This is a genomic window from Zobellia laminariae, assembly GCF_030553095.1.
Classification (GTDB): Bacteria; Bacteroidota; Bacteroidia; order Flavobacteriales; family Flavobacteriaceae; genus Zobellia; species Zobellia laminariae.
Genome location: NZ_CP130738.1, coordinates 1,216,106 through 1,227,483 on the forward strand (window position 1 = coordinate 1,216,106; position 11,378 = coordinate 1,227,483).

11 protein-coding genes and 2 pseudogenes are annotated in these 11,378 nt (G+C 37.2%); 4 read left to right on the forward strand and 9 right to left on the reverse strand.

Going from position 1 to position 11,378, the window contains the following annotated elements; genetic code table 11:
• Positions 1–102 precede the first annotated feature (102 nt).
• The 4 genes from Q5W13_RS05910 to Q5W13_RS05925 form a co-directional block, all read right to left on the reverse strand.
• A complete protein-coding gene (locus Q5W13_RS05910) occupies positions 103–630 on the reverse strand; it encodes a helix-turn-helix domain-containing protein (RefSeq protein WP_304445684.1) in 528 nt (175 codons plus the stop codon).
• A 17-nt stretch (positions 631–647) separates the two neighbouring features.
• Positions 648–983 (reverse strand): cupin domain-containing protein, encoded by a 336-nt coding sequence (locus tag Q5W13_RS05915; protein WP_304445685.1) that lies wholly within the window; start codon positions 981–983, stop codon positions 648–650.
• A gap of 61 nt (positions 984–1,044) precedes the next feature.
• Positions 1,045–2,088, reverse strand: a complete 1,044-nt coding sequence (locus Q5W13_RS05920) for a flavin monoamine oxidase family protein (protein WP_304445686.1) — start codon at positions 2,086–2,088, stop codon at positions 1,045–1,047.
• Positions 2,089–2,183: 95 nt separating this feature from the next.
• Entirely contained in the window at positions 2,184–2,930 is a 747-nt protein-coding gene (locus Q5W13_RS05925; protein ID WP_304445687.1) for an SDR family NAD(P)-dependent oxidoreductase, read from the reverse strand.
• Positions 2,931–3,067: 137 nt separating this feature from the next.
• On the opposite strand from Q5W13_RS05925, the gene Q5W13_RS05930 reads away from it, so the two are divergent.
• Genes Q5W13_RS05930 through def form a run of 3 tightly spaced genes read left to right on the forward strand, consistent with a single transcriptional unit; the run spans position 3,068 to position 5,078 of the window.
• Positions 3,068–3,715 (forward strand): VOC family protein, encoded by a 648-nt coding sequence (locus Q5W13_RS05930; protein WP_304445688.1) that lies wholly within the window; start codon positions 3,068–3,070, stop codon positions 3,713–3,715.
• Positions 3,716–3,721: 6 nt separating this feature from the next.
• Positions 3,722–4,537, forward strand: a complete 816-nt coding sequence (locus Q5W13_RS05935) for a DUF6503 family protein (RefSeq protein WP_304445689.1) — start codon at positions 3,722–3,724, stop codon at positions 4,535–4,537.
• Between the two features lie 10 nt (positions 4,538–4,547).
• Positions 4,548–5,078 carry a peptide deformylase gene (gene def, locus Q5W13_RS05940; protein ID WP_304445690.1) on the forward strand — a complete coding sequence of 177 codons (531 nt, stop codon included), beginning with the start codon at positions 4,548–4,550 and terminating at the stop codon, positions 5,076–5,078.
• Here def and Q5W13_RS05945 read toward each other — a convergent pair whose 3' ends face one another.
• The 5 genes and pseudogenes from Q5W13_RS05945 to Q5W13_RS05965 all read right to left on the reverse strand — a co-directional run bounded on the left by Q5W13_RS05945 (position 5,079) and on the right by Q5W13_RS05965 (position 9,788).
• Positions 5,079–6,194: a BamA/TamA family outer membrane protein gene (locus tag Q5W13_RS05945; protein ID WP_368662445.1), complete on the reverse strand. Its 1,116-nt coding sequence runs from the start codon at positions 6,192–6,194 to the stop codon at positions 5,079–5,081. It abuts the gene before it with no gap.
• A 187-nt stretch (positions 6,195–6,381) separates the two neighbouring features.
• The gene (locus tag Q5W13_RS05950; protein ID WP_304445691.1) at positions 6,382–7,008 is read right to left on the reverse strand and encodes a hypothetical protein; all 627 of its coding nucleotides are present in this window, start codon (positions 7,006–7,008) and stop codon (positions 6,382–6,384) included.
• A 121-nt stretch (positions 7,009–7,129) separates the two neighbouring features.
• The gene (locus Q5W13_RS05955) at positions 7,130–8,104 is read right to left on the reverse strand and encodes a glycoside hydrolase family 113 (protein ID WP_368662446.1); all 975 of its coding nucleotides are present in this window, start codon (positions 8,102–8,104) and stop codon (positions 7,130–7,132) included.
• 45 nt (positions 8,105–8,149) lie between these two features.
• A pseudogene (locus Q5W13_RS05960) lies at positions 8,150–9,038 on the reverse strand (hypothetical protein).
• Between the two features lie 30 nt (positions 9,039–9,068).
• Entirely contained in the window at positions 9,069–9,788 is a 720-nt protein-coding gene (locus Q5W13_RS05965; protein WP_304445692.1) for a DUF547 domain-containing protein, read from the reverse strand.
• A 237-nt stretch (positions 9,789–10,025) separates the two neighbouring features.
• On the opposite strand from Q5W13_RS05965, the pseudogene Q5W13_RS05970 reads away from it, so the two are divergent.
• Positions 10,026–11,372, forward strand: a pseudogene (locus tag Q5W13_RS05970) (NAD(P)/FAD-dependent oxidoreductase).
• The last annotated feature ends 6 nt before the right edge of the window (positions 11,373–11,378 follow it).

Sequence of the window (11,378 nt, forward strand, 5' to 3'; positions counted from 1 at the left end):
TTATTTGAATCCGATGCAAAATTAAAGAACCAAACATTAAAACTACGAGACCTTGAATAATTTAGTTAACGATTTCTTCAACAGTCTATATTTTATCGACTTTTAAGTAAACCGACTTTGGCGATAGCTTTTGGGAGATTGCCCTATATGTCTTTTGAAATATTTTACAAAGTAAGAAGCATCTTCGAACCCCAACCGAAAAGCGATTTCGTTAATCTGCAAAGTAGTAAACCTTACCAGACGCTTAGCCTCCAGTACGGTCCTTTGGGCGATAATCTGAGATGGAGATTTCCCTACGATTGCATTTGTAAGTGTAGATAATGTTTTGGGGGATACGTTCATAAAATTGGCATACTCACCAACCGAAAGCCCTTCTTTAAAATGCAATTCTACCAGCTCCTTGAATTCAAAAAACTGCCTTTCATAAAGGCTATTGAGTTGAATAGGCTTACTAGCATCACTTTGATGAACGCGCTCCAATTGAATTAAAAAAGCTTTCAACAAAAACCGTATGATATCTTCATAACCAAAACGATCACGTTGTTGCAATTCATTTTGAATCAAAGAAATATAAGTAGATGCCACGGTTGCACTATTTTCATCAATGGTATAACAAGGCTTTTCCAACATATGAAATATGTTGAATTTCAAAAACATATCAATATCTGTATGCTTAAAAAACTTTCATTAAAATGAATAAGCCAACCTTGAACCTCTTCATTTTCATCAAAAGCGTGCACTTGGTCCTTGGTAACAAACAGGACTGTATTTTTCTTTACATCGTACTTCTTAAAGTCTACGGCATGCGTGCCGCCTTCATTAAAGAACCATATAATTTGATAATAACTATGGGAATGGGGCACTGCAGCTAAATCCCCACTTTTTTTTCTGTAGGCATTTAGGTCGTACAGTTCAAACTGAAGCTTTCTAGGATGCTCCTTATGCAAATGGTACTGTTCAATTTTGGTCTTCGAATTTTGCATTCGCTTAGCTTGGGACTATTTTATAATCTCTTGGTCGCAAAAAAAATAGCTCACTAACGCATCAACCTAGAAATTTTTTGACTGTATTGATTCCGCTGTAAATGGCGCCATCCATATACCCGCCATGAATTGGTGATGTCTCTGCCCCTGAGAACCGCAACTTACCGCTCATAAAACTTTTGGCAAATACCGGATTTCCATAAGACGGACTCATATAAATAGACTTAATAGTTTCGCAAGAAGTATGCTTGTCTTGAGACCAATCTTTTTCTTCGTAAGTAAGATAATCTAAAACCTCAGCTCCAAGATATTTAGATAAATAATCTAAAATACGTTGTTTTCTATTTTCTTCAGACACGTCCCTAAGCCCTTCATTTACAAATCCCATAAGTGCAAAATGTGAGTTTTCGGCATCATTATGATCGTACAACTCCGTTAAGGCACCTACTTGCCCAATGAGCATACCCGAAAAATTCTTAGCCCTCCAAAAAGGGGTCTTGAACGTCAAGCCCACTTTAATGGCATTGCTCATCCATGTGTGGGTCTTTTTCATTGTTTCATTTACCTCGGGAGGCAATTCTGGAGAAAAAGAAATGCGCGTAGCTATTAAAGGTGGAATGGTCACAATAACCTTTTTTGCAAAAAACGTTTCTTTATCGGTCTCTACCTTTACTCCATTTTCAGTCTCATGAATACCGATAACATTGGTATTCAATTTTATTTTTTCGGATAAAGGTTTGGCCAAAGCATGAATCAAAGCTTGAGAATTTCCCTTCATACGATAGGCAGATGGTGTATCTGGATCGTTCTCAAAATAATGCTCAGGAGCCATGGTGCTATAGACCAAAACACTCTTCCCTTCATTATATTGATGATATTTCTCAACACCAAGTGCATCCAAAAGTGCTATAATCTCTTCATGATGGTTCTGAAACCAAGTAGCACCAAAATCAATGCCGTTTCGGGTAACAATACGCCCACCAACTCGGTCACGGGATTCGAGTATCTTAAAATCGGTTATTCCACTTTTGTTTAAATAATACGCGGAAGTAAGCCCAGATAATCCGGCTCCTATAATGATATATTCTGAGATTTTTTCTGTCATAATTAGAATATGAAATTACATGATTTGAAGCAATAAAACGCAATTCAGAAATGCAAGCATTTTGAACTGCGTTAAAACTTAATAAGTATAAGCTATTAATTTCTTCCTGACATTACACCACCATCCGTATCCCAAATGGCACCTGTTACCCAAGAAGCTTTATCGGATAGTAAAAAAGAGATGGTATTTGCTACGTCTTCCGGTTTTCCGTATCGCCCAATAGGATGAAAACTATGCAAACCTTGTAAAGCCTTATGCGCCTCTTCCTTTCCTCCAAAAACACCATCATAAACAGGAGTTTCAACCACTGCAGGAGACACGGCATTAACCCTAATGTTTGAATCCGCCAACTCCATGGCCAAATGTTGCGTTAATGAATGTAACCCTGCCTTTTGCATAGAATATGCAGAAGATGGCGTAACTTTTACTGCTTGTTTGGCCCACATAGAACCAACATTAACAATTGAACCGCCACCTGTAGCCGCCATCTTTTTAGCTACAGTTTGAGTTATAAAGAAGAACCCTCTGTTTAAATCCATATATGAATCATAATCTGCCTCACTATGGTCTAAAAAAGGTTTTGGACCAAAAATTCCCGAAGCATTTACCAAATAGTCCAGATTATCCCAACTATCAATTTTATTATTCAACTCCTTTAATTGCTTCGCGCTTGTAATATCTACTTTATGAGTTACTAAGTTACCCGTTGTTTCTTTTTCAAAAACTCCAAGTTTATCTTGGTTTGTACCAACAACATGAACTTCTACGCCTTCATTCAAAAGGTTCTGAGCCGTTGCTTTTCCAATCCCACTACTGCCACCTATTATCAATGCTCTTTTCATTGTATTATATTTTTTAGAGTTTTGTTGGAACAAAGGTATTTTGGTTCTATGGTCCAGAACGGGACAATAGAGAGAATCCATGGCAATTTTCGGAAACATATGATGCAACTGTTTACTTTTCAAATATCTTTAACCTAATGAATTCAGGAAATCCACATAAGAGATTATTAGACCATATTGTTTATACCGTTAGTGATTTAGACTCTGCAGTTATTGCTCTGGAGAAGAAATTAGGTGTTAAGGCTATTTTTGGAGGATACCATCCTACACAAGGCACCAAAAATGCCTTAATAAACTTAGACAACGGTACCTATCTTGAACTTTTGGCAGCCGATGAGGCCAATAAAAATATAGCACCCCCAAGATGGATGGGTGTAGATATACTTACCCATGACCAAATAACACGTTGGGCATTAAAATCTAACGAGCTTACAAAAGATGCCATTATAGTAAAACAATACCTCCCAGAAATGGGGAGTATTACAGGCGGAAGTCGCAATACGGCAAATGGAGCACTATTAAAATGGGAACTTATATTACCCTTGCCCACACCAGAAACAGAGCTTGTTCCTTTTATGGTAGACTGGAGCCAGACAGAAACGCACCCACATGATGCTTTACCTAATATGGATTGCAAATTGATTGAGCTGTATGGCACACACCCGAATCCCGACATAGTTTATAACACGTTCAACAAATTGGGCGTGCAGCTAAGAATAGAACCTAACGAAAAAATTAGTCTAAAGGCTATTATACAAAGCCCAAAAGGGGTTGTAGAAATTTAAACACTTATGAAAATCAGCTATTATCTTATCACCCTATTAGTACTCCTAGGATTATCTTCTTGCAAGTCAAAAGAAAAGGAGAAAATAGTAGAAAAACCTATTCTTAAAATAACACAGTCTATTGATAAGACTACGCAAAGAGAAGAACCGGACGAAGCAGAAACTTTAGTTCAGCAGGCAATTACCGCACATGGTGGAGATCGTTATAACAAGGCCCATTACGGTTTTACCTTTCGCGACAAAGATTATACCTTTCAAAATGATGGTAATAAATATATCTACACCGCATCAATGAAGGAAAAAGGTAATCAAGTCATTGACCTACTTGACAATGGTAAATTATTACGTAAAGTAAACGGCAAACCTGTCTCCCTGTCTCCAAAGGATAACGCCAAGTATACCGAAGCCTTAAACTCTGTTATTTATTTTGCCACTTTACCGCATAAATTAAATGATAAGGCGGTAAACAAAACCTATATCGAGCACACTACGATCAAAGGCGAAGATTACAAAGCCATAGAGGTGACTTTTGACCAAAAAGGTGGAGGCACCGATCATGATGATGTGTTTATGTATTGGATCAACACAAAATCTAAAACCATAGATTATTTAGCTTACAAATACGAAACAAATGATGGTGGCGTACGCTTAAGGAGTTCCTATAATCGTAGGACCGTAGATGGCATTATATTTCAAGATTACATTAACTACAAAGCACCTATTGGTACAACGCTAACAGACCTACCTTCTTTATTAGAAAAAGGAAAACTGGAAGAGCTTTCTAGAATAGAAACAGAGAACGTTGTAAATTTGGCTAAATAAAACAGAAATTATGGCTGTCCTTGAAGTTATAAAAATGGGTAATCCTTTATTAAGAAAGGTATCCGATGCGGTTACACCGGACGAAATACTATCAGCCGATTTTCAACAATTTGTAGCCGACCTGATTGAAACCATGCGAGAAGAAAGTGGTGCAGGCATCGCTGCCATTCAAGTAGGCGTGCTCAAAAGGGTATTTACCATGGAAATGAAACAGAACGACCGCTATCCGGATAAAGGTTCTTTTGCGCTCACAACGGTCATAAACCCAGAAATAGAACCCTTAGGATCCGAAAAAGTTGAAGGATGGGAAGGATGCCTGTCCATACCCGGAATTCGAGGTAGGCTGAAACGCTACAAAAAGATTAAACTAAGCGGGTTTGATATAAAAGGAGAAAGATTTGAAAGAGTTCTTGATGATTTCTCGGCTATAGTTGCCCAACATGAACTAGATCACCTCAACGGAATTTTGTTAATTGACCGTATGCCAAATATGGAAACCCTAACCTTCCAAGAAGAGTATGACACCTACTGGAACGTTTGATTAAAAATATTGACCAATACCAAAAACTAGTCCTCTAGAGGCATCTTTGGTGATACCGTACCCATAGTCTATTCTAAAAATAGCATTAAAGATACGTTTGTGCATAAATCTCAACCCCACTCCAGGGTAAATACGAATGTTCTGTTTATCCGAAAAATCACTAAAACTGCCTCCTGGATTACGCCAAGAACCACCGTCAATAAAGACATTACTCTGTAACACAAACCAGTTTTTCTCAATAAGGGTATGACGGTATTCCGTATTAAAAACAATAGCCCCCGTACCTCTATCAATAGTATTCCCTACGCCTCGTATGTTTAAATTATTATCAACAGTAAAAGGGGCAAAAGGAGTATTTACATTACTTGCCAACCCCACCCGAAGCCTGTTTGTCCAATTGCCCTTATCCCCAACGCGTTTAAAGTAAACAAAGTCATTAAAGCCAATTAAAAATTCCGGCAAATTCTCATTAGTACTACCCACATATTGAAAATTCAGAGTGCTTCTGAAGCCATCCAGAAAATAGAAATAGTACTTGATATTTTCATAATTATAAATTAATTTGATGAGATGCTTGTCCACTTTTAAAGCCCTTGGCACATTGTCATTTGTAGCACCGGATAAGTATCTGTAATCTTCTGTAAAAAGACTGCCTCCAAATTCTATTCGGTTTTTGAAGTTGAATTCATGTAAACCCATAACCTCAAAACCATGATTGTTATATCTATAATCTGCTGTAGTACCATCAAAAAAAACAGGTTCTTGGGTCGTAAAATCGTTATAGCTAAAAGATAAGCCCGTAGTTCTACTGAACAGATGAGGGGCTCTCACCGCTACCCCGAACGAATTGAAGACATCATATTGATAGAAACCTCCAATATTTATATCCCTACCCAAAAAATTGAACTCTTGTAAGCCTACCCTAAAAGCAAAAGCATCGTTTGAAGATGAAAAAAGATTGGCAAAAGGAATTAAAGTGAAGTTCTCCTCTACGTTATAGAATACGCTATGCTCATTAGTATCTGACGAAAAAACCTGATAATAGGCATGTGATACTGACGGAAGCCTTTGTAAACGGGCAATATCCTGTTCCAAAAGAACGGAATCTAGCAACATACCTATGGTTCTAAGGTGACTAGTTTTTTTAGGAAGGAAGTCTTTGTACGTTTAGCTCCCTGAATTTCTACATTTAGCACCGTCCCTTTTTGCGCCTGCAAGAACACCCCATTTAATATTATAATAAACAGAAGTATTCTTCCAATCATACTTTAAGCTAAGGAACTGTAGATATAATGTATACTCATTAAAATTCTATTTCAGAAAAAAGATTCACCCAGTTATCTTCACTAACCCCCATTAAAGTGAAATTATGCTTTTCTTCTATTTTTAATGCAAGAGGGTTCCCTTTTGTAATATTCAGGACCACGTTTTTAAGGTCGTAATATTGGAAACTATTCTCGTAGGTATACGTTCCAGAAATCAGGTTATCTGCAGCATCAGATACCACTTGAAAATAGATTTTAGTATCTGTATATTCTCCATCCTCCCAAGAGAACAATGGCATACCGGTTTGCAGTGAATCAACCTTAACATTCTCTGGGGCATACTCCGTAGGTTTGGTAATATGTTTCAACCTAATTGGGTTTGATAGATGTGTTTTTCCTGCTTCTTCAAAACTAACAATGACCCATTTTTCTTTGGAAACTGCTACTTCAAATTTCCTTAGATATCCATTAAAAACATCAAAAGACGCAATATCTAAACGATAATATTGATTGTAATCATTCTTGGAGACATTAAGATCTTCGGTTTCATAATACCTAATGTTAGACGCTCCGTCTCTTGGATAGAAAAACACACTCACCAAATCATCGTTTTCATTACTGGCCGCACAGGCAATAACATTATCTACTACAGACGTCTTGTTCATTAAAGCATCCTTCAGGGTAACATCCTTGGTTTTCTAGATCGGATGAGCAGCTCACCGTTAAAAGGAATAGAATAAAAAAAATACCTGAACGCATATCAATGATTTTTATAAACTTCTTTTATTATTTCTTGTGCCGGTTTATTTTGTGGCGTAAACCTATTGTCTGCTTCCCACCAGATTTCTTATAATCTATGAACCACTTCCACACATAACCGCCGGCAAACCAATCTTCATCCCAAAACTCTGCGAAAATGGCTTTTTTAGCATTTACCTGAGCAACTAGATTTACCTGATCCTCATTTCTATCTACCAACCAAGGCTTATGAGCCGTATAATCCATACTTCTATAGCCAAATTCCGTAAACACAACAGGACGACCTGTTTTTTCCGAAAGCGCAGCGATATCTCCTTTCCACCGTTGCCATCCTTCCCGTAGTTGTTCTACCGAAGGTGTCTTTTCTTCCGACAGCGGAAAATACGCATCAATTCCTATATAATCCAAATCTTCCCAAAAAGGAACACGAGAATATTCGTCCCAATTGGCCGCATAGGTAAGTTTTCCATCATAAATAGTTCTGATTTCTGCAGTTAACGCATGCCAATATTCTGATCTATTAATTACAAATTTCTCAAGTTCGGTACCAATACAAAATATTTCGGATTGGGTCTCTTGGGCCATTTTAGCATTGGCCAAAATAAATTTGGAGTAGGAAACCTCAAGTTTTTTCCAATCCTCTTCGGAATTCATGTGCAAAGTACCAGTAAATTCTCCCCGCCAAATCCAAATTTGCGGCTTTACCATAGTCCTGATATTATTTTTATGAAGCAGGCCAATGTACTGCATTGCTCCCTTATTGGTTTCCCCAAACCATTGGCGTTCCGTATTAAAAACTATTTCAGGAGAAGCCACATCACGAATAAAGCCAAATGGCATTACTGCCGCGTGGTTTGCATTGACTTCTTTTACGCCATCTATATGTTCTTGAAGCACCTCATTTCTTGAGGCTACAAAGCTTACACCATTAATTTTTTTCTTATCCTGACTTGAACAGGAAAACTGAAGTAGACACAAAAAAAGGAGTCCTAATCTACGCATGTATCGTTATTAAGACCCCTAAAATACAGTATTTATGATTACCTCTTAAAAAATTGCCCGTAAACCCAAATTAAAGGTTTGCCCAAGACCGGTATTGCTTCCTCTTACGAAATTGGTGTATAATGCCTCTAAGTTTAATGCATTGGTTAACTGGTATTTTGCACCACCGCCTAACGCAGTAAAGTTCTGGGCAAAATCATTACCCAAATCTAAACGCTGGGAATGTTGCGCCAAAGCTAAAATGGTAAATTTAGAGCTAGGAAAATAACTTAAAAACACACCTGGCGTTAAGTTCAAACTGTTGTTAGCAAAGCTTTCTTCCTTATCACCAAAACTTAACTCAGAATTTAACTCACTGAACAACTGCCATTTATTTATGAAATGTATAATCATAGAAAAATCGGTTTTGCCAGATGTATCCTTTTTGGTCCAAGAATACTCCATACTCCGTTTCATTATCTACCAATGGGATAAAGAAAGAACTCTGAATAGAAAAATTACTTATGGACCTAAACGGTACGAACTTCACGGATGGCGCTATAGAAGTTAGGCCTGAACGTGCAGTACTACCTTCTCCATCAAACTTAAACACATCTAGGGCATCTCTATCTCCAATTACATTTGACCGGAATTCAAAAATAGCTCCTATATTCCACCTTTTATCTTCACCAACACCGGTATAAGCTTCTAAAGTAGAAGTAAAGAATGTCTGCCTAGGCTCCTTACCATCGCTAAACGTACTTTCAGTTTGTGTATACAGGTTATTAAACCATTTTATATCTATTTGCCCTTTTCCAATTAACTTAGAAGGTGTGTATTGTTGAATATTACTCTGAGTTGTATTGTCTTGATCATCCGCATCTTCTTGTGCAAACACTATAGTACTGGCCAAAAGAAGGCCCGAAAGAAATAAATTTCTTTTTATTGATTTCATAAGTTTCAGTTTAAAAGTTAGGGCTGGTTGTTATTTTATTTCGTTCAAGGTCCAGTCATATGGATAATAAGAAACCTTAGTCCGTTCAGGAAGTTGTTCTGTTTTGTACTTATTTATAAAGTCCACCAAGCTTTGTCCCTTTTGAGTAAAATCACCTTTATACCACTCAAAAATCTGAGAGATTTTTACCTTATTCTTATTCAATTGAATAAACTGAGGGTTATTTAAAGCCATTTTAGTCTGCTTTTCTAATTGAGCATCTAGAGTTTCGGGCTTATATGCTTCGCTTATTATAGGAGGACAGCCTAAACCACCACACACCAACACAAAGTGAAAACGAGCTTCCGATGGAAATTTGGCGCGTAATAATTTGTTTTCTATATCATTAAGAGTCGTGTTCTTTCCTCCTATTTCATATTTTTTCTTGTCAAAAAAACCACCGACATCTAATGGAGATTTTAGTGGATAATTTTCTACTACTCCTTTAATTACAAGAAGGTTGTAACTATTAATCCAGAACGCTTGGTACTCATTTGCGTTGGATTCTGTTACGTTTATTTTTTTTGCAGCATCAAGTAGGTTGTCTAAATCTGATACATTTCCTTTAACTGCTGAATAATTAACACGACCATCTGTTACATTAGTCTTAAAGAAGGTGTCTGCCTTTGCAAAAAATTCAGCTGTATCTTGTCCAAAAGTAGCTGATATAGTGGCCATTGAAAGAAAAATAACCAAGATTGAAAATTTCATAATTTGATAGTTTTGTTGTTATGCTTGCCATTTCTGTCGAGACGATTTTAACATCCATACAAAAAAAGAGAATTATTTATTGATTATTTAAAATTTTCGCAATCAAGGCTTTACATGTTCGTTATCTCATCCAAAACCTTACATAAATCGCAAACATTTAAAATCGTTCTAAATTAAAAAAGCTCGTTAAGTTATTACCTTTAAGAACGACAGAACCCGCAACAACCCAATTAATTTATGGAGCATATCGTCATTATTGGTAACGGAATTTCAGGTGTAACTGCTGCAAGGCATATCCGAAAATTATCCGATAAAAAAATAACCATTATATCGGCAGAAACCGATTATTTCTTTTCCCGCACAGCCCTAATGTATGTCTACATGGGCCACATGAAATTTGAACACACACAACCTTATGAGAATTGGTTTTGGAAAAAAAACCGAATAGAACTGCTCAAAGGCTTTGTCACTGCTGTTGACCATGAAAAGAAAACACTAGTATTAGCGGAAGGGAAAGAATTAGCCTATGATAAGTTAATAATTGCGACAGGTTCAAAACCAAATAAATTTGGCTGGTAAGGACAAGATTTAAAAGGTGTGCAGGGTCTATATTCAAAACAAGACTTAGATAAAATAGAGGCCAATGCTCCCAATAAAGAAGTCTGTAACCGTGCAGTTATAGTTGGCGGTGGTCTTATTGGTATTGAACTGGCAGAGATGCTACGCTCACGTAAAATTCCCGTAACCTTCTTGGTTCGTGAAAATAGCTTTTGGAACGGCGTTCTTCCTTCTGGAGAATCCGAAATGATTAACGAACATATTCTAGAACATCACATCGATTTAAAACTGGAAACCAATCTAGTTGAAATTATAGCGGACGAGAATGGTAGAGCTAAAGCCATTACAACAGATAAGGGCGAAACTATAGAATGTAATGTGGTAGGCCTAACGGCTGGTGTAACCCCAAACATAGATTTTCTTAAAGATTCTGGTATTGAATTAGGGAGGGGCGTAAAAGTCAACCGATTTCTAGAAACCAATATAAAAGATATTTATGCCATAGGAGATTGTGCCGAACAGCACGAAGCCATTGGCAACAGAAGACCTATTGAAGCCGTCTGGTATACCGGACGTATGATGGGCGAAGCATTGTCACAAACTATTTGTGGTAAACCTAGACAGTATAGTCCTGGGCATTGGTTTAACTCCGCTAAATTTTTGGACATTGAATACCAAACTTACGGTTGGGTTTTTAGTGAAAGGTCAAAACAAGAACATGAAAGTCATTTTCATTGGCGTCATGCTTCCGAAAAAATCTGTATTACGGCATCCTACCATAAGGACTCCAAGAAATTCCTAGGCATCAACACCTTTGGCATTCGTATGCGCCATGAAATATTTGACCGTTGGCTCACCGAGGAACGAGATATTGACCATGTAATGCAGTATTTAAAAGATGCCAATTTTGACCCTGAATTCTATTCGCATTACGAAGAGGAAATCATATCAAAGTACAACTCGGTAATGCAAACCAACTTATCCGTACAGAAAAAAAGTTGGAAACGAATTTTTAGCAAAGCTTAACCATAA